This window comes from Microbacterium sp. NPDC057407, assembly GCF_042803895.1.
Taxonomy (GTDB): domain Bacteria; phylum Actinomycetota; class Actinomycetes; order Actinomycetales; family Microbacteriaceae; genus Microbacterium.
Genome location: NZ_JBHVCA010000001.1, coordinates 100,963 through 121,851 on the forward strand (window position 1 = coordinate 100,963; position 20,889 = coordinate 121,851).

A 20,889-nucleotide genomic window follows, 5' to 3' on the forward strand; every position below is an offset into this window, starting at 1 on the left:
AGGAGTCGCCGCGGCACACCGCCCGCCTGAACTGTGCCGGCGGTCGCACTTGCACGAGCGCCCGGCCCCCGAGCACACTGGCCACGGCGAGGCGTCATGAGAACGCACGCGGCGAAGGAGTGACGGGCATGTCGGAGAGCGAGACGGCGCCGGCCGCCTCCCCGCGATCGCGGGGCGGAGGCGCGAGACGGCGTCTGCCGATCCCCAGCGTCGCGGGCGGGACGAGCCGGGTGACGACGTTCGAGCTGTTCTTCGATCTCGTCTACGTGTTCGCGTTCACGCAGGTCTCGCGGCTGATGGCCGAGACGCACTCCGCGATCGGGATCGCCCAGGCGCTCATCGTCCTGTCGCTGCTGTGGTGGACGTGGGTGGGATTCAGCTGGATCTCCAACGCCGCGGCAGCCGACCAGCCCCTCCTCCGCACGGTGATCACGGCCGCGATGATCGCAGTGTTCGTCGCGGCGCTGACCATCCCCGAGGCCTACGACGACCTGCCCGGCGGCTGGAGCGGGCCGATGGTGTTCGCGTGCGCCTATCTCGCCGTGCGGGTCATCCACATCTCGCTGTATGCGGTGGTGGGCTGGGAGGATCCGGGCCTCCGCCGTCAGCTGCTGTTCTTCCTCGTGGCGATGGTGCCGGCCGTCTCTCTCGTGCTCGTCGGCGCGGCGATCGGCGGCGCTGCGCAGGTGTGGCTGTGGCTCGTCGCCATCGTGTACGACCTGGCGGCCACGCGTGTGGGCTCGACGCTCGGGCGCGGGTGGCGCCTGCCGTCGGCCTCGCACTGGGCGGAGCGCCACGGGCTCGTGGTGATCCTGGCTCTCGGCGAGTCGATCGTGGCGATCGGCGTCGGCGTGGCGCAGGAGCCCATCGACCTCGCGATCGTCACCGGCTCCGCGATGTCGGTCATCGTCTCGGTGCTGCTCTGGTGGTCGTACTTCGCGCGCTTGGCCGCGGCGGGCGAGGCGGTGCTGGAGGCTCGCGACGAGCGACAGCGCGCGATTCTGGGGGCGGATGCCTACTCCTACGGCCACTTCGTCATCGTGGCCGGCATCATCTTGACGGCGCTCGGGATCGAGGACGCCATGAAGCACATCGACGATCCCGAACCCTTCGGCGTCTTCGGCGCCGCGGCGCTCGGTGCCGGCATCGCCACGTTCGCGGCGGGAACGATCCTGTTCGCGGTGCTGATCGGTCAGCGCCGCTTCCTGATGCGCGCCGTCGAGGCGGTCGTGTTCATCGCCGCCATCCCGCTTCTCGCGACCGTACCGCCGATGTGGGCGCTCACGGTTGCGGCGTCGCTCATGGCGGTGATCGCGCTGATCGAAAGCCGGCTGCACCGGGCGGCCGACGCCCGGTCGTGACCCGCGGGCTTCAGGCCCCCGAGTGCACGCCCACCGTGGAGCCGTCTCCGGCCAGAGCGATGCGGTTCCCGCCGGCGGTCTTGGCCCGGTACATCGCGAGGTCGGCGTTGCGGATCAGCTGCTCCGCAGACAGCGGGCTTCCCGCGGGAGCGACGGCGACCCCGATGCTCGCGCCGAAGAGCCGCCTGCCGGACTCGCCATCGCCGTGCAGGCGGTCGAGGGCACGCTGGGCGATGTCGGTGGCGACGCTCGGGTCGTCGGTTTCGCAGACGATCACGAATTCGTCGCCGCCGTACCGTGCGACGAGGTCGTCGGTGCGGACGGCCGCGAGCAGCCGGTGCCCGGCGTCGCGCAGCACACGGTCGCCGAACTGGTGACCGAGCCGGTCGTTGACCTCTTTGAACCCGTCGAGATCGATGAAGAGCACGGCGCACCCGGTGCGGCCGACCACCGCGTCGAGTTCGGCCTCGAGCAGCCGCCGGTTGGGCAGCCCTGTCACCTCGTCGTAGGTGGCGGCGTGAGCGAGCCGCGTCTGGAGCCGGAGGGTGGCGAGCGCCTGCGCCGCCTGCCCGGCGAGAGCCTCCGCGAGGGGGGCCGCCTCCTCATCGAAGGTGCGATCGTGGTGGAACCAGGCGGCGAAGGCGCCGAAGTCGGTCTCTTCGTGGTGGAGCGGTGCGGCGATCAGCGCCCCCACACCGGCCAGCTGCATCGAGGCGCCGAGTCCGGGGAGGAGCCTCTCCCCCTCCTCCGCGCCGACGACCTTGACGACCCGTCGGGGAGCGCTGACCAGGGTGATGATCGAATCCGCGTCGACGCCGCCGCCGAGGGGCTCTCGGCCGGCCGCGAGGCCGCTCGTGCCGTCCGGACGGTGCAGGTAGACGGATGCCTCTTCCGCCCGGTACGCGCGGGCCGCGGCGTTCGCCAGCACCTCCGCGAGACGCTCCTCCGTGGTGGCGGTGGAGAACGCGACGGACGAGTCCATGATGAGTTCGAGTCGATTCCTCGTGCGATCTGCCAGCGCATGCCGTCGCCGCAGATCCGAGAGGGCGCGCCAGCGCTCGGATGCCTCGGTGAGCACCAGCACCTCTTCGTCGACTTCGCTGTCGCGCGCGACCATCACCGCACGGTGTGGCCGGCGCGGGTCGAGCATCATCCACGGACCGGGTCCGGTGTTCGCCGGGAACAGGTCGCCGTCCGCGTGCGTCAAGAACTCGTCGATCGAACGACCGGCGAGCTCCGCCGGCGACCGCCCCGTCCACTTCGTGAACCATTCGTTCGCGTCCACGATCCGGCGCCGCCCGTCGAGGCGTACGACTCCGACGGGAATCGCATCCGCTTCACCCAACCCCTGCTCCCGTCTCGCAGCAGGGACACGCGTCACAGGCCGCTGAGGCGAAGGCTAGCCTGGCGCGCGAGCAAGCGCCAAACCCGTTGCGTCCGCTAGCCGAAAAGTGCTAGCGAAGTGGCGAAAAGCGCGGCCGCGATGGCGGCGTTCGCGACAGCGAGCACGATGACGGATGCCCTCGGGGGCCAGGTGCTCTCGAAGTCGAGACGGGGTACGGAAGCTTCTCGAAGGGTGGTGCGGCGGGCAGGCCGACCACCGACGATGCGGGTGATCGTGCCGGTGCTCATGTCGACGACGGTAATCGTCGGCCTGAGCCGCAACGCGCCATTGACGAAAGCGCGGTAGTGCGCTAGGCGTCCGAGGTCTCGCCCGGTTCGGGCACCAGAGTGAGGCCGGCGGGAGAGTTGGCCGCCTTGTTGAGCGCGTCGACCCACGCCGGGTTCAGGCTGGCGACCCGCCCCCCGAAGTACTGGAAGGCCACCGATGCGCTCGGGCTCAGCCACACGGAGGTGCGGCCGATACCGGCGCGCCCCGGATCGTTCCAGGTGAAGGGGAATGCTTCGCCTCGTCGGAGCTTGCCCCAGATCACGTGCTGCAGGTGAGCGAGGACGCGGTCGTCGAACTGCGCGACGATTTTTGAGTCATAGGTGAGCGTGCCCATCGGTGTCATCCTAAGTGCGCTGAAGCACAATCCGGACACGGCGTACCGATGTGGTGGCCGTATCGTACTCCCATCCGTGCGAGAATGCTCGCGTTGCACGTGATCCGCTGATAGCTGACCCTGAATGACATGACTGGTTCCGTTTCGATCGCTCACGACCTGCGCGAGGCGCTGGGTTCGGCGAGCCTCGACATCGCGTATCAGCTGCAGTGGGAGCTGGCACCCGGGGCGCCTGACCCGTTCTCCTCGACACCCGTGACGGTGGAGGCGCTGTGTCGCTGGAACCACCCGGTGCTCGGCCCCATCCCGCCCGACACCTTCATTCCCGTCGCTGAGAAGACCGGATTCCTGGCGGAGCTCGACCTCTACGTGCTCGGCAAGGCGGCCACCCAGGTGAAGGAGTGGCGCGACCTCGGGTTCGACCTCGGCCTGGCGGCGAACTCGTCGCCGAGTCCGTTCACGATGGAGTACGCCGAGCGCATCGTCGAGACCCTCCGCCTTTCCGGGCTCGCCCCCTCGGCGCTCACGATCGAGATCACCGAGACCGCACCGCCTCAGCTTCGACCCGAGATGCGGTCGGCGATCGAGGCGCTGCGGGAAGTCGGTATCGCGATCTCGGTCGATGACTTCAACGGCACCATCACGACCATCCCGATGCTCGAGACTCTTCCGCTCGACGAGATCAAGATCGACCGCGCCCTCACGCGCCGGAGCGACGAGACGGCCGACGAGCTCATCGCGGCCCTCATCCGCACCAGCTCCGAGCACGGGTGGCGAACGGTGGCCGAGGGGATCGAGACCGTCGACGACCTCGAGCGCGCGTGGAAGCGTCACTGCGACCGCGGGCAGGGTTACCTCTGGGGGCAGCCGACGTCGGCCGAGGAGCTGACGCGGGTCCTCTCGAACCCCTGACCGGTCAACCCCCGAACGGCCGCGATCGTCGGGCCTAGCGGGGCTCGCCCCGCAGGGAGTCAGACGTCGTAGCCGTCGATGTCGGAGTCGCCGGCCGCGGCATCCGCGCCCGCCCCTTGCGCGTCGGGAACCTCGATCTGCGCCCATGCGACCGGCATGCCGGGGGAGAACAGGATGTCGAGCCCCGGGCCCCCGCGCAGCGGAGGGATGGTGACATAGCCGCCGCCCTGCCGGATGGCGCCGAGGATCTGCTCCTTCAGCTCGGTGACGGGGTCGGGCAGGAAGTAGTCTCGACCGTCGACTGTCAGCCTGTGCAGGATCGCCATGTGTCAAGCGTAGCCTGGCGGACTCGGGCACCTAACATGGACGAATGGGCGCTTTCCATTACGGCTCTCCGCCGGTATCTTTCGACCTTGATGACCGCACCCTCGCCCACGTCGAACTCGTGATCATGGCGAAGCTGCGGCGACGGGAGAGTCTGTCGTTCTCCATCGCCCACGAGGACGGCACGCATCGTCAGGCGGTGTGGATCGCTCCCACCGTGCCGCTGCGCTTCGAGTACGAGGGCAAGATGCCCGAGATCAGCAAGGCGTGGCTGCAGGACCTCGTCGACACCGCCAACTCACCCGGCGGACTGCGGATCGTTCCCGAGCCGCAACCCGCCCAGTGAGACGCGACCGCCACCGGATCGCTTCGCTTCGTACATCGCCGCGTCCGCGGCGCTGAGCACCTCGCTGGCGCTCAGGCCCGGCTCGACGACGACTACTCCGGCCGATCCCGCGAGGCCAACCAGCACGCCCTCGACGGCGATGGGCTCGGCGATCGCACCGATCGCGCGACGCGCGATCGCCGCGGCATCCTCCGCGCCCGCTCCCACGCAGACGATGACGAACTCGTCGCCTCCGAGTCGGGCGACGACATCCGTGCCCCGCGAAACCGACGCGAGCCGTTTGCCGATCGTCGCGAGCACCGAGTCGCCGGTCTCGTGTCCGTGGGTGTCGTTGATGATCTTGAAGTCGTCGAGGTCGAGGAAGACCACAGCCGCGCGCGTGGCGTCGCGCAGCAGATCGGCGAGCCGGTCGTCCAGGAACCGGCGATTGTGGAGCCCGGTGAGCGAGTCGCGCCACGCGAGCTCGGCGAGCTCGGCCTGCGCGCGCGAGGCGAGCGCGACGCGGATGTCCTCTCCGAGTTCGAACGCGTCCTGGCCGTGCTCCGCCCACGGCAGGCTCTTGCCGCGGACCTCTTCGCGCCACGCGGAGAACGACCGGCGGGGAGAGAGCGGCTGGTCGCGATTCGAGGGCCGCTGGTCGCCGAGCCAGTCGACGGATCGCGCGACCTCGCCGCGAAAGAACAGCAGACAGTCGCCCTCGGGACCCAGCGGAACGGCGAGCATGCCCGCGACCTGGGGCATCAGCCGCGCGAGGTCGGGGTGATCGGCGGTCAGCGACTCGGTGATCAGCGGGGTGTGGCCGGACACGTTCCCGTCTGCGAGGACGAGCTCGGGATCGGGCACCAGCCCGACGGTGTGGATCACGCGATTGAGTCGCAGGATCGCGCCGTCGGCGGGCACGATGTCGAGGACGGTCCGCTCGCCGCTCATGAGCACGTCTCCGGCGTCACGACGTCCGTACAGCGGTGCGGTGATCGCCGCGCGGCGCTGGCGCGCCTCGAGCTGACGGCGCAGCGACCGGATCTGCTCGGCGGCGAGCAGCTGCGACGCGACCTGCGAGGCGAGCACCTCGAGGGCGCGTCGGAGCAGCACCGGGATCCGACGCGGGGATCGGTGCGCGCAGGTGAACATCCCGACGAGTCGGTCGTCCGACACGATCGCGAACGACACCGTCGACACCTGCCCCATGTTGCGCATGAACTGCAGGTGGTGCGGTGACGACGCCCGGAGTTCACTCGGCCCGAGATCGAATTCGGGTGCCGGGTCGAGGATCGTCTCGAGAGCGAGGCCGGGATCGTCGGTGTCGGCGATCACCCTCGACCGCTTCTCCAGGTAGAGGGCGCGGGCCTGCGAAGGGATGTCGGATGCCGGGAAGTGCAGGCCGAAGTAGGGCTCCATGTCGGGCTCCCGCTCGTCGGCGACCACCTGTCCGTGCCCGTCGTCGTGGAAGTGATAGCACATGACGCGGTCATATCCGGTGACGCGCTTGATCTCTCGAGCCGCCGTCTGCCGGAGCTCGTCCGGATCCGTGATCGACGCCAGGCGCTGAATCGCTCCGACCACGCCGGTGCGCACGTAGTCGAGGCCCGCGATGACGGGTTCGAGTTCGACGATGAGCGGCGACGTGCCCCGGTGGACGATCATGTCGAACGTTCCGCCGTCGAACTCGACCCGCACGGGGTCGATGGCGAGGCCCTGGGTGAGCGCCCAGTCGAACTGCGCGTCGCCCGCGCCGCGGAGATCGCGACCGAGCCACTGCGAGGCATCTTCGCTCGCCATCACGACGATCCCGGTGACGTCGTCGATGCCGAAGACGGTGCCGTGCGACTGGATGCGCCCGATGGTCCGGATGGGTTCGGCCGCGCACTCCCTTGCCCGCTGCAATTCGCCCAGGAGACGATCGTCCTGATCGTCGGCGGAGAGGGTATGAGCGTCGGTCACGTGCGGATCCCTTCGACCTGAGCTGAGACGGACGAACCGCTGCCCCCCGGCTTGCTGGATCCGTACCTACGAATGTACGGCACATCAGTGACGAGAAACCTCGTCAACTGAGTGAAATACCTCAGAATTCGCCTGGTCAGAATCTAGTTAGGCAAGCTAGCTGATTTCGTTCACCGTGTGAAGCTCTTCGAAAAGAAGCGGGGTGCGGATCCCCTCGCCGGAATCCGCACCCACTGAAGAGACCGTATCCCGCTCTCGATTCGGCCCGTGCGGCGCTGTCCACTACCGCCCGTGCGCGGGACGGATCGCGAAGGGATGCCGCATTCCGCCGGTTGCGCGCACTGACACATACCCGAACCCGAGGGGTGTGCCCCAGCGCCCATCACCTACTAAACCCTCGTTGCCTAACCACGCAAATCTCGCGTGATGGCACGCACGGTATCGCCTGATCGATGAGCGTGGCCAGACCGGAGATGCTGCCGCCGTCTTTCTTGCGCGTTCTGCTGACGCATGAAGAGAAGGGTCGACAGCGTCCCGCTGATGAGGAACGAAAGGAGCGCGGGCTTGCGTTCAAAATTGATGTGCACCGCGGCTGTGACTGCTGTGATCCTGACTGGAGGTGTGCTTGTCCCAGCCAATGCTGAAGAGCCCGGCTCCGACGCGCTGGCCGCGATCCAGGCAGCTGCCCCTGAAGTTCTGGAGGGCGTTGCCGACGCACCGGGCGACGGCTCCGGGGAGGTCGCGATCGACCTTGAGGCGGACTCCACCGCGGTGAGTGTGACGGTTCCGGTCGATCCGGCAGACGGCATCACTCTCGACAGCGGCGCCGCCGGTGGAGGGGTTGTCGGCTTGGGGCTTCCCAACGCCGAATCGGCCGCCACCGCTACCAAAGAGGGCAACGGCGTCGTGTCCTACGACAACGGAGATGGATCAACGACGGTCCCCGTCGTGAAGGAGGACGGCTCCGTTCAGGTCGCGACGACCATCGACGGCCCCGATGCGCCGACGCGATACGACTACCCCCTCACTCTTCCCGACGGCGCTACGGCGGAGCTGGATCCCGAAACGGGCGCTGTCTCGTTCATCGGCACCGACGGGGCATGGCTCGGAGGGGTCGCCCCGGCATGGGCGAACGACGCCGACGGGACCGCGATTCCGACACGGTACGAGCTTGCCGGCACCACCCTGACCCAGATCGTGGACCACGGTACCGGCGTCGATTACCCGGTCGTCGCGGACCCCTGGCTCGGCTTCGCTCTTATCGAGAAGGCGGTCTGGGCGCGCAACCTGTGGCAGTACAGCCCGACGCTGAAGGTCTATCCCACGTGGTGGGGGCGTTACGGGCCGATCGGAGCGCGCTGGGCAGCGTGGTCGGAAACGCTGAGCAAGACGCCGCGTAGCGGCTGGCCGAACCCGAACACTGCGTCGATGAGTGGCCAGTTCTACTGCCACTACGACATCGTCCGACTCCGCGCGCCCAACAAGGAATACTGGGGTCTTGACTCGAAGCTTCCCAATCGTGGCTACGCGGGCTTCGTCGCGAACAGCTGCAACTAGGAGCCGAACATGAAGAACAATCTCGGTGTGCTCATCGGGTTTGCACTGGCCGGCCTGAACCTCGCTGTCGTCGCGTTCTTCGTGCTCTGGCAGATCGCCGATACCGCCGCGATCAACCGCATGGAGTCCGCATCTGGAATGGACTCGACACGGCTGCTGCCGAACGCCGATCTGCTGTGGCTCGCTGCGTGCGCGTCGCTGTTCCTGCTTCTGTGCGTGGATGGACTCATCATCCTCGCTGCCGTGAAGCTCGCGAGCGCCAACCGCAAGATCGCCGCCGATACGGACGACGTTTCGACCGGAGCGCCCGCTTCCGCCCATCACCGCCCGTAGACCCATGAGATGACTGTCGCGCGCTCGCCAAACGCGGGACGCGACAGTCAGCTCTTGTGTGTCCGCGGCCGAGCTCTCGCGATCACGCCGCGGATCGGCCGCATCGAGCGCACAGCCAAACTCCGTCAACGACGAAAACTTTTCATCTCGCATTCGTGGGGAACGTGCTATTTTCGCTCGTAAACGAGCCAACAAACACACGGAGTCACGTTGTCGAGCCGATACGTCTTTTCTGCTGATTCCGCCGACGCGCGGAGATCAGGCCCCTCGCCGGATGACCTCGCCCGCGAGAATGTCCCGCTCGCCAAGTTCCTCGCCGTCGAGAAGGCGAGGACCGCCCGCCACGTCGACCTCGACGACCTAATGTCGGCGGCGATGCTCGGCCTCGCGCGCGCCGCGCAGTCCTACGAGCCCGAGCGCGGCATCCCGTTCGGAGCCTTCGCGCGCAACCAGATCAACTGGGCCATGCTCGACGAGATGCGGGCTGCCGACCCGGCGGGGGAGCGCGGCCGTGTGAAGATCCAGCGCGTGACCGTCGCGGCCGAAGCCGTTCGAGCCCGTACCGGCCGTGAGGGGACGACGGCGGAGCTCGCCCGGGAATCCGGTCTCGACGAGGATGCCGTCGCCGACGCGCTCCGTCTCGACGACATGGTCCGTACCGCAACGAGCTTCGAGGCGCACTTCGATGCGGAGGAAGGCCGACAGGCGGCGGACCTCACCGACAGCGTGATCCTGCCCGAACATGCCGTGGAGCAGTCCGAGACGCGGGACATGCTGCTCCGGGTCGTCGAGGCCCTGCCCGCGCCGATGCAGCAGGTGATCCGAGGGATCTACCTCGAGGACCGCATGGTGAAGGATCTCGCCGACGAGCTCGGAGTGAGTCACGCCTACGTCTCGAAGGTGCGCCGCAACGGCCTGACGCTCATGCGCGAGGCGATGGAGGCCTGGGAATCCGGCGAGGAGGTCGACCGCGCGACCAAGACGCGCGCCGACTTCTTCGACGCCGTCTTCGGCGCCGCCGCACGTCGCGCACCGCGTCTCACCCCCGGCCGCTCCGACGAGCTGCTGATCGCGTCCTGACGGCCCCGCCGCGGCGATTCGAAAAAACTTCGGCGGCGCGGTTACGCGCAGGCGGGGCGTCGCGAAAGTCGGAGGTGCAGGACCACGGACGGGCCTGTATCCGGACCCCAGCCACGGAGGAAAAATCATGGGTCTTCAGATCGCAACCAACGTCGGTGCTCTCAACGCGTACCGCAACCTGTCGGCGAACCAGAACGATGTGTCGAAGTCGCTCGAGAAGCTCTCGAGCGGTCTGCGCATCAACCGCGCCGCCGACGACGCCGCAGGTCTCGCCATCTCCGAGGGCCTGCGTGCGCAGGTCAACGGACTGAACGTCGCCGCGCGCAACGCTCAGGACGGCATCTCGGTCATCCAGACCGCTGAAGGTGCGCTCACCGAGGTGCACTCGATCCTGCAGCGTGTCCGCGACCTCGCGGTGCAGGCGGGCAACGACTCCAACAACGCCGACTCCCGCGCGGCCATCAAGACCGAGATCGACGCCCTGGGCGACGAGCTCACCCGGGTGGCGGAGAGCACCAACTTCAACGGCATCAAGCTGCTGAACGGCGACAACGCGTCGCTGACGTTCCAGGTCGGTGCCGGCTCGACCGCCGCCGAGGACCAGATCGCGGTCACGCTGACCGACTTCTCGACCCTCGGCGCCGACATCAAGGCGCTCACGGTCGACACGGCGGCCAACGCCCTCACCTCGATCGCCTCGATCGACACCGAGATCACCGCTGTCTCGACCGCTCGTGCCGGCTACGGTGCGGCGCAGAACCGCTTCGAGTCGACGATCAACTCGCTGCAGGTCTCGGCCGAGAACCTGGCCGCGGCCAAGAGCCGGATCGCCGACACCGACATGGCGGCCGAGATGGTCCGCTACACGGCGTCGAACATCCTGCAGCAGGCCGGCACCGCCATGCTCGCGCAGGCCAACCAGTCGGGCCAGGGCGTCCTGCAGCTGCTCCGCTGAGCCGCTGCGCCGTAGGCGCTGACGAGGCGCCCGGGCGGGACTCACCTTCCGCCCGGGCGCCTTCCCATACCGAGACTCGCCCCGAAACGGAAGGCATCCGAGGATGAAGATCGACGGCTTGGTGTCCGGTCTGCAGACCGCCGAGATGATCGACGCGCTGATGAACGTGCACGCGATCCCGAAGACGCTGCTCACCGCGAAGATCACCGACCGCACCTCGATCATCACGAACCTCCAGAGCCTCAACACCTCGCTGCAGGAGATGTTCGACAAGGCGAAGAAGGCGTCGTCGACGACGTCGCTCGCGGCCTTCACCGCCTCCTCGTCATCCGACACCGTCACCGTCACGGGGGGATCCACGGCCAGTGCCTTCTCCACGAGCGTCGTCGTCGACGCGGTGGCATCCGCACACTCCGTCGTCACCGCCGCCGCGGGATCCGGCGCGTGGGGAGGCACGTTCACCGTGGTGGCCTCCGATGGCACGAAGACCGAGGTGACGCCCACGGGTTCGAGCCCGCAGGACCTCGCCAAGGCCATCAATGCCTCGAAATCCGGGGTCGTCGCGACGGTCGTTCCGGCGGGGACGGATGCCTCGGGGCAGCCCTTGTCGCGGATCCAGCTCACCGCCGGCGAGACCGGTGCCGCTGCGGCCTTCTCGCTCCACCGAGGAACGGCCGCTCAGGTGACGGCGGGCACGTCGACGGATGTCGCGACCGAGGCGGGGGCGGCGGTCCTCGCGGCCGGCGCGGACGCGCGGATCCGCCTCTTCGCGGGGACGGCCGCCGAGCAGACGCTGACCAGCGGCACGAATACGTTCACCGTCGCCGCGGGCATCGACGTGACGGTCTCGAAGGCCAGCGCCGACCCGGTCGTCGTGTCGGTCGCGCTCGACGCGAAGGCCCAGACCGCCTCTGCGGGGGCGTTCGTCAAAGACATCGCGGGCCTCCTCACCCGCATCGACAACGGGTCGAAGGCGACCATCGGCGAGCAGGGGGAGAAGACCCGGCTCGGTGTCTTCACGGGCGACAGCACCGTGCGCTCGCTTCGCACCGCCCTCGCGTCGGCGGTGCAGGCCCCCGTCGACGGCAGGTCGCCCTCGACGATCGGGATCGCGATCAACGAGAAGGGCGTCCTGAGCTTCGACGCGGAGAAGTTCGCCGCCGCGCTCGCCGACGACCCCGCCGCCACGCAGGCGATGTTCTCGCAGATCGCGGGCCGCGTGCAGCAGACGACGAGTCAGTACTCCGACAAGTACGACGGTCTGCTCACACAGCGCATCACCGGTCAGCAGGCCGAGGTCAAGAGCCTGCAGACCCAGGTCGAGCGCTGGGACCTGCGCCTCGAGCAGCGTCGAGCCACCCTCGAGCGCACATACGCGCAGCTCGAGGTGCAGCTCTCGTCGCTGCAGTCGCAGTCCTCGTGGCTGTCGTCCCAGATCGCCGGACTCACACCCGAGAAGTCCTGAGCGCCCGACCAGCTTCCCGTCCCACTCACCGACCGCACTGGAGCACCGACGATGCGCACCTCCCCGGAACGTGCCAAGCAGCAGTACCTCGAACAGCAGGTCGCCTCGGCCTCACCCGCTCGCCTCGTGACCCTGCTCTACGACCGCCTGCTGGTCGACATCGATCGCGCCGGCGCGGCGCAGGAGGCCGCCGACTGGGCCGGCGCCGGGACCCACCTGGTCCATGCGCAGCAGATCGTCGCCGAACTGAACGCCTCGCTGACCGACGCCTGGGACGGCTCCGAGGGCCTGCGCGCGGTGTACACGTACGTGACGGGCCGCCTGATCGTCGCGAACGTGAATCGCGACCGCGCCGTGACCGCGGAGTGCCGCGAGCTGGTCGCCCCGCTCCGCGACGCGTGGCATCAGGCTGCCGCGCAGCTCGCGCCGGTCGCGGCATCCATCGCCTCCGCTGTGGCCTGACCGACATGGCCGACCATCTCGCGGCCTGGCTGCGTCTCCTCGACCAGTTCGAGAGCGCCCTCGACGCGGCCGACGGTCACGTGGTGCCGCAGGACTTCGAGCCGCCGCCGGGCCCTCCGCCGGAGGAGCTGCGCGAGCGCGCCGAGGCGATCCTCGCGCGGCAGCAGCTCATGATCAGCAGCGTCATCACGTCGCGGGCGAAGGTGGCGCGTCAGCTCGCCGCGCTCCGCCGCGTGCCGACGACGCCCGCGGACGCACCGGCCTATCTCGACATCGAAGGCTGACCCGGACGGTTACGCCATCGCGGGGGTGTCGCGATAGTCGGCTCCGAGCACGGATTGCTCGACGTCTGGCCACGGATCGGCCCTTCCCCGAAGCATCCGGAGTGCCGCCGTGCTCGAATCCGTCACCGCCACCGCGCTGTCCAGCGCGCTCGATGGGCTGGCGCTGCGCCAGCGCGCGATCGCCGACAACATCGCCAACATCAACACCCCCGGCTACCAGGCCCAGCGCGTCCGTTTCGAGGACGAGCTGAGGTCCGCCGTCGCGGGAGGCTCGGGCGCCGTCGAGGCGAGCGTGGAGCGCTCGCTCGAACCGACCAGGCTGAACGGCAACAACGTCAATCTCGACACCGAGACGCTGTCGAACATCGACACGGTCCTGCGGTTCCAGTTCGCCAGCCAGGCGCTCGGCGGGCAGGCGACGTCGATCAGCAAGGCGATCGGGCAGGCCTCGGCATGACCTTCGACGCGATCGGCATCGCCGGCACCGGACTGAACGCGCACCGCAAGTGGCTGGATGCGCTGAGCGACAACATCGCCAACGTGAACACGGCGACGCCTCCGGGCCAGGAGGCCTTCCGCGAGCGGTTCGTCACCGTGCAGGCCGGCGGCGAGAGCCCCGGCGTCTACGTCGCGGGCGTCGTCGAGTCCGAGGCGGACGCCAAGCTGGTCTACGACCCGCAGCATCCCTACGCCGATGAGAACGGCTACGTGCAGTACCCCAACGTCGACCTCGGCGACCAGATGAGCATGCTCATCCTCGCCCAGCGCGGGTATGAGGCCAGCGCGGCGGTCGTCGACCGGGCGAAGACCACGTACGAGGCCGCTCTGCAGATCGGACGCAGCTGATGGCCGCCCCGATCGACGCGCTCTCGGCGGTCGGCGCCAACGCGCTCACGCCGCTCAGCTTCGAGAAGGGCGGGACGGATGCCGCGAACCCGGCGTCCGCGGGAAGCTTCGCGACCTCCCTCACCGGCGCCGTCGAGAACCTGCAGCAGTTGCAGTCGACGTCCAACGAGCTCGCCGTGCAGGCGGTCACCGGCGACCTGCAGGACATCCACCAGGCGACCATCGCCGCCACCCGCGCGGCGGTGACCCTCGATCTCGTGGTCGCGGTGCGCGACCGCAGCGTCGCCGCCTTCAACGACATCATGAGGATGCAGGCCTGACATGCCCCAGATGCTGACGACCTACTACGGCCGCGCGAAGCAGGTCGTGTCGGGCTTCACGCTCGCGCAGTTCACGATCGCCGTGATCGGCGTCGCCCTGCTGGCCATGGGAGCCATCGCCCTCGGCGCGTGGCTGACGCGCCCCCAGATGAGTCCCCTATTCACCGGGCTCAGCGCGGCGGACGCCTCGGCCGTCGTCGAGCAGCTGAAGTCCGCCGGCGTCTCGTACGAGCTGACGGAGGGCGGCGCCACCGTGCTCGTCCCCGACGACCAGGTCTATCCCCAGCGACTGGCGGCCGCCGCGGCGGGCCTCCCCGGCGACACCAGCGAGGGGTACACGCTGCTCGACGAGATGGGCGTGACGGCCAGCGAGTTCCAGCAGTCGGTGACCTACAAGCGGGCCATCGAGGGCGAGCTGGCGAGCACGATCAGCGCCATGACGGGCATCTCGGCGGCGAGCGTGCAGCTCGCGATCCCCGAGGAGAGCGTGTTCGTGTCGGAGAAGCAGAACCCGACCGCCTCGGTCTTCGTGAAGACGCAGAACGGCTCCACGCTCGACGACGACCAGGTGCAGGCGATCGTCCACCTGACCAGCGCCGCGGTCGCCGGCATGACCCCTGAGGATGTCGCCGTGACCGACCAGAACGGCAAGGTGCTCTCGGCCGTCGGCGCCGGGCTGGCGGGCAACGCCTCGAAGCAGGCGACCGAGCACGAGGCCAAGGTGGCGTCGGCCGTCTCGCAGATGCTCGAGACGATCGTCGGCCCCGGCAACGCCACCGTCACGGTGTCGACGGACGTCGCGAACTCCACGTCGGAGCTGCTCGAAGAGACCTACAGCGAGCCCGACGGCGAGCTCAGCCCGTCGGAGCAGACCAAGACCGAGACGTACACCGGCGGCGCGGGGGCGGGAACCGGCGTGCTCGGACCTGACAACATCGCCGTGCCCAACGGCGGCGACGGCGAGGGCACCTACGAATACGAGGAGACCTCGCGCAGCAACGCCGTGAACAAGTCGACCGAGAAGACGGTGACCCCCGCGGGCGAGGTGACGCGGCAGACCGTGAGCGTGGCCCTGAACCGCGCGGCGGTGGCCGGCGTCACAGCCGACCAGGTCGAGGCGCTGGTGGCGACGGCCGCGGGCATCGACACCGAACGCGGCGACACCATCGCCGTGGAGTTCGTCGAGTTCAGCGAGTCGGGGGCGGCCGCCGCCGCGAACGCGCTGGCGCAGGCGGAGGCCGAGCGCAACGCACAGTTCCAGCAGGAGCTGCTGCGCTCGCTCATCATCGGCGGCTCGATCGTGCTGGCCGCGGCGATCGTCGTGGCGGCGCTGGTCGTGCGCCGTCGCATGAAGCGCCGCGTGCTTCTCACCGAGGACGGGCCGATCGAGTACCTGGCGTCGATGACCGAGGACGAGGAGCAGCGTCTCAAGGCGATCAAGGGGTGGAAGGATCCGCTCGCCGTCGCCTCGCCGCCGCCGACGAAGGCCCTTCCCGCCGCGGTCCTCGACCTCGAGGAGGACGAGCCCGAGCTCGACCAGGTGCTCGTGGAGCGCCGCCGGCGCGAGATCGACGAGATCGCGAAAGCCGATCCCGAGGCGGTCGCCTTCGCGCTGACCAACCTGATGGATGAGGCGAAAGCATGAGCCTGCTGGCCGACAACCCGCTCGCCGACCTGCAGTCGGCGGAGCCCGCCACGACACCGGATGCCGCGCCCTCTGTGCCCTCGCTGTCCGAGCCGATGACCGGACTGCGCAAGGCGGCGATCGTGCTGCTCAACATGGATCGCGCCGCGAGCGCGGAAGTGCTTCGGCGCATGGGGGAGGCGCGCGCCGAACTGCTGGCCGCCGAACTCACGCAGCTCGGCGGCGTCGACGTCGCCGCGACGGCGCGCGCCCTCGGCGAGTTCCGCCGGCTCGCGGTCGGCGGGTCGGTCCCGTCCCGCGGCGGCCAGGAGCTCGCGACGGGGCTGCTCGAGACCGCGTTCGGCCGTGAGAAGGCGGTCGGCATGGTCGGGCGGGTGATGTCGCAGGGCGCGGTGTCGTTCGACTTCCTCAACGCCGCCGATCCGGCCCAGCTCGCCACGATCCTCGAGGGCGAACTGCCGACGACGGTGGCGGTCGTGCTCGCGAACCTCCGCGCCGACCGCGCCGCGGCCGTGCTGGCCGCCCTGCAGGATCCGCTGCGCACCGACGTCGCGCAGGCGATCGCGACGATGGGCACCGCGACCCAGGAGGCGATCTCGATCGTCGCCGACTCGCTCCGCTCGCGCACGGGCGTGTTCGCGATCCGCGACGTCCACGAGGCGATCGGGGGCGTGCAGCCGCTCGTCGAGATCATCAACCGCTCCGACACCGCGATCGAGAAATCCCTGCTGGCGAGCCTCGAAGGCCGCGACCTGGCGCTGGCGGAAGACATCCGCAGCCGCATGGTCACGTTCGCCGACATCGTGCGCCTGGAGGACCGCGATGCGCAGCGGGTGCTTCGCGGCATCGATCTGCGCATGCTGGCGCTGGCGCTGAAGGGCGCCGACGAGCAGATCCGCGACGTCATCAGCCGCAACATGACCGAGCGCAACCGCGAGAACCTCGCCGAGGAGACCCGCACCCTCGGACCGGTGCGCATGCGTCAGGTCGACGAGGCCCGGTCCGAGATCGTGCGCATCATCCGCGAGCTCGAGAAGGCGGACGAGATCACTCTCTCGCGCGACGACGAGGACGAGATCGTCGAGTAGCCGCTCGCGTCACCCCGACGGAGATGTGCAGGATTGCGGATGCTTCGGGGCCGAGGCATCCGTCATCTCGTACATCTCCGCGATCCGGCAGCGCGTGGTTACGGGGGGAGCGAATGTCGCGATAGTCGGACCAGAGCACGGATTGCTCGACATCCCGCCACGGACAGGCCCACCTCGACCCCGGGAAGCGCGCCGTGCTCGAATCCGTGTTCACGCCTCTGGTCGTGCCGCGCGTCGGCGAGACGCCCATCGACGTGCGCAGCGAAGCGGACCGGGCGCGCACGCGGGGCTACGCGGACGGCTATGCCGATGGGCGCCGGATCGCGGCCGAGGAGGCGCGGGCCCAGCAGTCCGACGAGCACGAGCGCATGCGGCTGCTGCGCGAGGCGTACCTGCACCAGCGGGGGACGGCGCTCGCCGCGGTGCGCGTCGCACACAGCGCCCTCGACGACCGGGCCGCGTCGCTCGCCGAGCTGGCGGCCCTCCGCGTCGAGGAGCTCGCCGTCGAACTCGCCGCGGCGATCCTCGGGGCCGAGCTGTCCGACCCCGCGAGATCCGCCGCGCACGCGCTGCGCCGCGCCCTCGAGGCGACGCCGCGGGGCGAATGGACACGTGTGACCTTCAGCGAGCGGGACGGCGCGGTCCTGAACGAGGACCCGGATGCTGCGGCCCTGCTCGCCGGGATCGAGGTGCAGACCTCGCCCGGCGTCGACGACGGCGGTGCGATCGTCGAGATCGAGAACGGCGCCGTCGACACGCGCATCACCGGCGCTCTGCGCCGAGCCGCCGGCGCGCTGCGCGGCACGGGCGACGACACCCCGATGGGGGTACCGGCGTGACCGCGGCGACGGCGTCGTGGACGCGCGCCGTGAGCGCCGCCCGTCCGGAGCGCTCCGGCACGGTGACCGGCGTGGTCGGGCTGAGCGTCGAGGTGCGCGGCATCGGCGCGGCCCTGGGCGATCGCGTGCGGATCGAGACGTCACACGGGCGGCCGGTCGATGCCGAGGTCGTCGCGGTCGACGGCGGCTCCGCCCGCTGCATGCCGCTGGGACCGATGAGCGGCATCGTCGCCCGGGCCCGCGTCCGCCACGCCGGCGCACCGCTGCAGGTTCCGACGGGGTCGGGGCTGCTCGGCCGGGTGCTCGACGGGCTCGGGCGGCCGATCGACGGCAGAGGACCTCTCGACCCGGCGACGGCGTTCGTGCCTCTCGACCATGAGGCGCCGAACATCATGACGAGGCAGCGGATCGACCGGCAGCTCGGACTCGGCGTGCGCGTGCTCGACACCATGACCCCGGTCGGCGTCGGCCAGCGCCTCGGTCTCTTCGCCGGATCGGGCGTCGGCAAGTCGTCGCTGCTGTCGATGATCGCTCGGGGCTCGACCGCCGACGTCACCGTCATCGCCCTGGTCGGCGAGCGCGGGCGCGAGGTGCGGGAGTTCCTCGAGGACGACCTCGGGCCGGAGGGGCTCGCGCGCTCCGTCGTCGTCGTGGCGACGTCGGACCAGCCCGCGATGGCCCGCCTGCGCTCGGCGTTCGTCGCGACGCGCATCGCCGAGCAGTTCCGGGCCGACGGCCGCGACGTCGTGCTCATGATGGACTCCCTCACCCGCGTCGCCATGGCGCAGCGCGAGATCGGGCTGTCGGCGGGCGAGCCCCCGGCCACGCGCGGCTACCCGCCGTCGACGTTCTCGGTGCTCGCCCGGCTGCTGGAGCGCGCCGGCACCGGCCCGGCCGGATCGATCACCGGCCTGTACACGGTGCTGGTCGACGGAGACGACCACAACGAGCCGATCGCCGACGCCGCGCGAGGCATCCTGGACGGTCACGTCGTACTCGACCGGGCGCTCGCCGTCCGCGGCCACTTCCCGGCCGTGGACGTGCTGGGCTCGGTGTCGCGCGTGGTGTCGAAGATCACGTCGTCCGCGCAGCGGGATCACGCTGTGGTCCTGCGCAGCGTGCTCGCCGCCCGCCGGACCGCGTCCGATCTCATCGACATCGGCGCGTACCGTCCGGGCGCCAACCCCCTCGTCGATGCGGCTCTCACGCACGAGGGCGCGATCGACCGGTTCCTGACCCAGAGCATCGGAGACCTCGCCCAGGTCGACGACTCGTGGCAGCGTCTCGCTGCCCTCACCACCGAATTCGGAGGGCTGAACTCATGACCTTTCCCCTGAACGGGCTGCTGCGCGTGCGCGGCGTCCAGGAGCGCGTCGCCGCGGAACAGCTGTCGCGGGCGAGCGCCGAACGCGCGCAGGCCGAAGCCGCCGCACAGCAGGCTGCGACGAGCCTCGCCGACGTGAGCAGCGTCATCGGGGATGCGCCGACCCTGCTCGCCATGGCGGCCGCTCGCGCCGCCGGACGCAGCGCGCTGAGCGATCTCCACGCCCTGACCGAGCTCAAGCGGGCCGAGGAGGCGCAGGCGAGGTCGGCCCACGTCGACGCGCGGCGCGAGCTCAAGGGCCTCGAGCGCCTCGAGACCGCGCACCGCACGCAGGAGGCGAAGGACCAGATCGACTCGGAGCAGACCGCGCTGGACGAGATCGCCGTCGCCCGCGCCGCCCGCCGTGAAGGCAGCGCGGCATGAGCGCCCGGTCGGCAGCCGCCCCGGGGGTGAACGGATGACGGCCGTCGCGCTCTTCGCGGCGCTCTCCGGCACGCCGTCCACCGGCACCGCCCCGGGGCGGACCGACGACCGCGGCTCGCGCTTCGGTGCCGCGCTCGCGACCGCCGGCGCGGCGCTCGGCGGTGCCGGAACCGAGGCCGGAGACGAGACGGCCACCGACGCCGCGACGGTCGACCCGGCGGTCGACGCGACGGGCGACATCGGGGCGAGCGTCCTCGCACTCCCGCCGGGCGCTGCCCCGCCGACGGCGACCGGCCCGTCCCACACCGCCGCGCCCGCGACACCGGCCCTGGCGGTCGCCGAGGCCGACGACCTCGCGACGTCGACGTCCACCGCGACGCCGATACCGGAGACGGATGCCTCGTCCCCGGCCGCCCCTGCCGCGCTCGAAGCCGCGGCGGCCCAGCCCCTTCCGGCCGAAGCGGTGCCCGTTGCCGTCGCCGGTGCCGGTGGCGGTGACGGCACGAGCGAGGCGCTCCCCGCCGTGTCCACGCTGTCCGGCCCGCTCCGCACGGCGCCAGGTTTCGGTGCGGCCGCGGACGGGACCGACCCCGGAGCCCCCGTCGCGCCCGCGCACGTCGGCCCCGCTCCGACCCTCGCACCGGCGCCCGTTCCGCCGGCGACACCGGCTTCTCGGGCGGCCGCCCCCGCGGCATCCGTCTCGCCCCTGGTCGTTCCCTCGGGCGGGCCGGGCGTCGCGGCGTCCCTCCCCGCGGGCCTGGTCACCGCGGCACCGTCGCACGCTCCCGACGTCGGCGAAACCGTCCCCGCGGGGCAGAATCCGCCGTCACCGTCGGGCCTCGCACCGGCGGCGCCGACGCCGACCGTCGCGGTCGCGGCGGCCGAGGCATCCGAGCCCCCTGCAGGCACCGCCCGCGCCGTCGCCGCGCAGGTGTCGCCCGCCGTCGTGAGCATCGCGCAGCGCCCCGCCGGCACCCACCAGCTCACGATGACGGTGAATCCCGACAGCCTCGGCCCCGTCACGGTGCGCGCGCACATCGGTGCGCACGGCGACGTCTCGGTCGAGCTGCTCGGCGCCACCGACGCGGGGCGCGAGGCGCTGCGGACCATCGTCGCCGACCTGCGCCGCGATCTCGCCGCCGTCCTGCCGAACGCGAGCCTCAGCATCGCGTCCGGGGCGTCGTCCGACACCGCGCCGCAGGACCGCGGCGCGCAGCCCGGCGCCGGCGATCGCTCCGGCGAACAGCCCACCGGCGATCGGAGGGCGGCCGCGAGCCGGCCCGCCCCGGGCGCCGTCCCGGCGATCGATCACCCCGTGCCCGCCCGTGCCCACGCCGCCGGCGCCGGGCTCGACATCTTCGTCTGAGAGGACAACCCG

At 70.4% G+C, this 20,889-nt stretch carries 24 protein-coding genes; 19 read left to right on the forward strand and 5 right to left on the reverse strand.

Annotation, left to right across the window (positions count from 1 at the left end; all coding sequences use genetic code 11):
* The first annotated feature begins 128 nt into the window (after window positions 1-128).
* The gene (locus ACFUTX_RS00555; protein WP_378860252.1) at window positions 129-1,361 is read left to right on the forward strand and encodes a low temperature requirement protein A; all 1,233 of its coding nucleotides are present in this window, start codon (window positions 129-131) and stop codon (window positions 1,359-1,361) included.
* A gap of 10 nt (window positions 1,362-1,371) precedes the next feature.
* On the opposite strand, the gene ACFUTX_RS00560 is transcribed toward ACFUTX_RS00555, so the two are convergent.
* The 3 genes from ACFUTX_RS00560 to ACFUTX_RS00570 all read right to left on the reverse strand — a co-directional run bounded on the left by ACFUTX_RS00560 (window position 1,372) and on the right by ACFUTX_RS00570 (window position 3,367).
* A complete protein-coding gene (locus ACFUTX_RS00560) occupies window positions 1,372-2,742 on the reverse strand; it encodes a diguanylate cyclase domain-containing protein (protein ID WP_378860253.1) in 1,371 nt (456 codons plus the stop codon).
* A 59-nt stretch (window positions 2,743-2,801) separates the two neighbouring features.
* Complete coding sequence (locus ACFUTX_RS00565) at window positions 2,802-2,993, reverse strand: hypothetical protein (RefSeq protein WP_378860254.1); 192 nt, start codon at window positions 2,991-2,993, stop codon at window positions 2,802-2,804.
* 62 nt (window positions 2,994-3,055) lie between these two features.
* Entirely contained in the window at window positions 3,056-3,367 is a 312-nt protein-coding gene (locus tag ACFUTX_RS00570; RefSeq protein ID WP_378860255.1) for an ATP-dependent DNA ligase, read from the reverse strand.
* A gap of 129 nt (window positions 3,368-3,496) precedes the next feature.
* Between ACFUTX_RS00570 and ACFUTX_RS00575 the strand changes: the two genes are divergently transcribed.
* The gene (locus tag ACFUTX_RS00575) at window positions 3,497-4,279 is read left to right on the forward strand and encodes an EAL domain-containing protein (RefSeq protein ID WP_378860256.1); all 783 of its coding nucleotides are present in this window, start codon (window positions 3,497-3,499) and stop codon (window positions 4,277-4,279) included.
* A 59-nt stretch (window positions 4,280-4,338) separates the two neighbouring features.
* Here the strand turns inward: ACFUTX_RS00575 and ACFUTX_RS00580 are convergent, their stop codons facing one another.
* Window positions 4,339-4,605 (reverse strand): hypothetical protein, encoded by a 267-nt coding sequence (locus ACFUTX_RS00580; protein WP_378860257.1) that lies wholly within the window; start codon window positions 4,603-4,605, stop codon window positions 4,339-4,341.
* 44 nt (window positions 4,606-4,649) lie between these two features.
* Between ACFUTX_RS00580 and ACFUTX_RS00585 the strand changes: the two genes are divergently transcribed.
* Window positions 4,650-4,949, forward strand: a complete 300-nt coding sequence (locus tag ACFUTX_RS00585; RefSeq protein ID WP_378860258.1) for a hypothetical protein — start codon at window positions 4,650-4,652, stop codon at window positions 4,947-4,949.
* On the opposite strand, the gene ACFUTX_RS00590 is transcribed toward ACFUTX_RS00585, so the two are convergent.
* Window positions 4,902-6,890, reverse strand: a complete 1,989-nt coding sequence (locus tag ACFUTX_RS00590; RefSeq protein ID WP_378860259.1) for a diguanylate cyclase domain-containing protein — start codon at window positions 6,888-6,890, stop codon at window positions 4,902-4,904. The genes ACFUTX_RS00585 and ACFUTX_RS00590 overlap by 48 nt on opposite strands.
* A 564-nt stretch (window positions 6,891-7,454) precedes the next feature.
* On the opposite strand from ACFUTX_RS00590, the gene ACFUTX_RS00595 reads away from it, so the two are divergent.
* The 16 genes from ACFUTX_RS00595 (at window position 7,455) to ACFUTX_RS00670 (ending at window position 20,877) form a co-directional block, all read left to right on the forward strand.
* Window positions 7,455-8,447, forward strand: a complete 993-nt coding sequence (locus ACFUTX_RS00595; protein WP_378860260.1) for a DUF2599 domain-containing protein — start codon at window positions 7,455-7,457, stop codon at window positions 8,445-8,447.
* Window positions 8,448-8,456: 9 nt separating this feature from the next.
* Window positions 8,457-8,780: a hypothetical protein gene (locus ACFUTX_RS00600; RefSeq protein ID WP_378860261.1), complete on the forward strand. Its 324-nt coding sequence runs from the start codon at window positions 8,457-8,459 to the stop codon at window positions 8,778-8,780.
* A 210-nt stretch (window positions 8,781-8,990) separates the two neighbouring features.
* Complete coding sequence (locus tag ACFUTX_RS00605) at window positions 8,991-9,860, forward strand: sigma-70 family RNA polymerase sigma factor (protein WP_378860262.1); 870 nt, start codon at window positions 8,991-8,993, stop codon at window positions 9,858-9,860.
* A 127-nt stretch (window positions 9,861-9,987) separates the two neighbouring features.
* Window positions 9,988-10,815 (forward strand): flagellin, encoded by an 828-nt coding sequence (locus ACFUTX_RS00610; protein ID WP_378860263.1) that lies wholly within the window; start codon window positions 9,988-9,990, stop codon window positions 10,813-10,815.
* 103 nt (window positions 10,816-10,918) lie between these two features.
* Window positions 10,919-12,280, forward strand: a complete 1,362-nt coding sequence (fliD, locus tag ACFUTX_RS00615; protein WP_378860264.1) for a flagellar filament capping protein FliD — start codon at window positions 10,919-10,921, stop codon at window positions 12,278-12,280.
* A gap of 51 nt (window positions 12,281-12,331) precedes the next feature.
* Window positions 12,332-12,742: a flagellar export chaperone FliS gene (fliS, locus tag ACFUTX_RS00620; RefSeq protein ID WP_378860265.1), complete on the forward strand. Its 411-nt coding sequence runs from the start codon at window positions 12,332-12,334 to the stop codon at window positions 12,740-12,742.
* A gap of 5 nt (window positions 12,743-12,747) precedes the next feature.
* The gene (locus ACFUTX_RS00625) at window positions 12,748-13,026 is read left to right on the forward strand and encodes a hypothetical protein (RefSeq protein WP_378860266.1); all 279 of its coding nucleotides are present in this window, start codon (window positions 12,748-12,750) and stop codon (window positions 13,024-13,026) included.
* A 109-nt stretch (window positions 13,027-13,135) separates the two neighbouring features.
* Window positions 13,136-13,483 carry a flagellar basal body rod protein FlgB gene (locus tag ACFUTX_RS00630; RefSeq protein WP_378860267.1) on the forward strand — a complete coding sequence of 116 codons (348 nt, stop codon included), beginning with the start codon at window positions 13,136-13,138 and terminating at the stop codon, window positions 13,481-13,483.
* Window positions 13,480-13,872: a flagellar basal body rod protein FlgC gene (flgC, locus tag ACFUTX_RS00635; protein WP_378860268.1), complete on the forward strand. Its 393-nt coding sequence runs from the start codon at window positions 13,480-13,482 to the stop codon at window positions 13,870-13,872. Before ACFUTX_RS00630 ends, flgC begins: the two co-directional genes overlap by 4 nt.
* Window positions 13,872-14,192 carry a flagellar hook-basal body complex protein FliE gene (gene fliE, locus ACFUTX_RS00640; protein WP_378860269.1) on the forward strand — a complete coding sequence of 107 codons (321 nt, stop codon included), beginning with the start codon at window positions 13,872-13,874 and terminating at the stop codon, window positions 14,190-14,192. The genes flgC and fliE overlap by 1 nt, the downstream gene beginning before the upstream one ends.
* 1 nt (window position 14,193) lies before the next feature.
* The gene (gene fliF / locus ACFUTX_RS00645) at window positions 14,194-15,837 is read left to right on the forward strand and encodes a flagellar basal-body MS-ring/collar protein FliF (protein ID WP_378860270.1); all 1,644 of its coding nucleotides are present in this window, start codon (window positions 14,194-14,196) and stop codon (window positions 15,835-15,837) included.
* Window positions 15,834-16,925, forward strand: coding sequence for a flagellar motor switch protein FliG (fliG, locus tag ACFUTX_RS00650; RefSeq protein WP_378860271.1), 1,092 nt, complete (start codon window positions 15,834-15,836; stop codon window positions 16,923-16,925). The genes fliF and fliG overlap by 4 nt, the downstream gene beginning before the upstream one ends.
* Before the next feature lie 194 nt (window positions 16,926-17,119).
* The gene (locus tag ACFUTX_RS00655) at window positions 17,120-17,764 is read left to right on the forward strand and encodes a FliH/SctL family protein (protein ID WP_378860272.1); all 645 of its coding nucleotides are present in this window, start codon (window positions 17,120-17,122) and stop codon (window positions 17,762-17,764) included.
* The gene (locus ACFUTX_RS00660) at window positions 17,761-19,089 is read left to right on the forward strand and encodes a FliI/YscN family ATPase (RefSeq protein WP_378860273.1); all 1,329 of its coding nucleotides are present in this window, start codon (window positions 17,761-17,763) and stop codon (window positions 19,087-19,089) included. The genes ACFUTX_RS00655 and ACFUTX_RS00660 overlap by 4 nt, the downstream gene beginning before the upstream one ends.
* A complete protein-coding gene (locus ACFUTX_RS00665; protein WP_378860274.1) occupies window positions 19,086-19,511 on the forward strand; it encodes a flagellar FliJ family protein in 426 nt (141 codons plus the stop codon). The genes ACFUTX_RS00660 and ACFUTX_RS00665 overlap by 4 nt, the downstream gene beginning before the upstream one ends.
* Before the next feature lie 34 nt (window positions 19,512-19,545).
* Window positions 19,546-20,877, forward strand: a complete 1,332-nt coding sequence (locus tag ACFUTX_RS00670; RefSeq protein ID WP_378860275.1) for a hypothetical protein — start codon at window positions 19,546-19,548, stop codon at window positions 20,875-20,877.
* The last annotated feature ends 12 nt before the right edge of the window (window positions 20,878-20,889 follow it).

Coding starts and splice junctions, on each gene's coding strand:
- ACFUTX_RS00555 (WP_378860252.1), top strand. CDS start 129: ATGTCGGAGAGCGAGACGGCGCCGGCCGCCTCCCCGCGATCGCGGGGC.
- ACFUTX_RS00565 (WP_378860254.1), bottom strand. CDS start 2,993: ATGAGCACCGGCACGATCACCCGCATCGTCGGTGGTCGGCCTGCCCGC.
- ACFUTX_RS00570 (WP_378860255.1), bottom strand. CDS start 3,367: ATGGGCACGCTCACCTATGACTCAAAAATCGTCGCGCAGTTCGACGAC.
- ACFUTX_RS00575 (WP_378860256.1), top strand. CDS start 3,497: ATGACTGGTTCCGTTTCGATCGCTCACGACCTGCGCGAGGCGCTGGGT.
- ACFUTX_RS00580 (WP_378860257.1), bottom strand. CDS start 4,605: ATGGCGATCCTGCACAGGCTGACAGTCGACGGTCGAGACTACTTCCTG.
- ACFUTX_RS00585 (WP_378860258.1), top strand. CDS start 4,650: ATGGGCGCTTTCCATTACGGCTCTCCGCCGGTATCTTTCGACCTTGAT.
- ACFUTX_RS00600 (WP_378860261.1), top strand. CDS start 8,457: ATGAAGAACAATCTCGGTGTGCTCATCGGGTTTGCACTGGCCGGCCTG.
- ACFUTX_RS00610 (WP_378860263.1), top strand. CDS start 9,988: ATGGGTCTTCAGATCGCAACCAACGTCGGTGCTCTCAACGCGTACCGC.
- fliD (WP_378860264.1), top strand. CDS start 10,919: ATGAAGATCGACGGCTTGGTGTCCGGTCTGCAGACCGCCGAGATGATC.
- fliS (WP_378860265.1), top strand. CDS start 12,332: ATGCGCACCTCCCCGGAACGTGCCAAGCAGCAGTACCTCGAACAGCAG.
- ACFUTX_RS00625 (WP_378860266.1), top strand. CDS start 12,748: ATGGCCGACCATCTCGCGGCCTGGCTGCGTCTCCTCGACCAGTTCGAG.
- flgC (WP_378860268.1), top strand. CDS start 13,480: ATGACCTTCGACGCGATCGGCATCGCCGGCACCGGACTGAACGCGCAC.
- fliE (WP_378860269.1), top strand. CDS start 13,872: ATGGCCGCCCCGATCGACGCGCTCTCGGCGGTCGGCGCCAACGCGCTC.
- fliF (WP_378860270.1), top strand. CDS start 14,194: ATGCCCCAGATGCTGACGACCTACTACGGCCGCGCGAAGCAGGTCGTG.
- fliG (WP_378860271.1), top strand. CDS start 15,834: ATGAGCCTGCTGGCCGACAACCCGCTCGCCGACCTGCAGTCGGCGGAG.
- ACFUTX_RS00665 (WP_378860274.1), top strand. CDS start 19,086: ATGACCTTTCCCCTGAACGGGCTGCTGCGCGTGCGCGGCGTCCAGGAG.
- ACFUTX_RS00670 (WP_378860275.1), top strand. CDS start 19,546: ATGACGGCCGTCGCGCTCTTCGCGGCGCTCTCCGGCACGCCGTCCACC.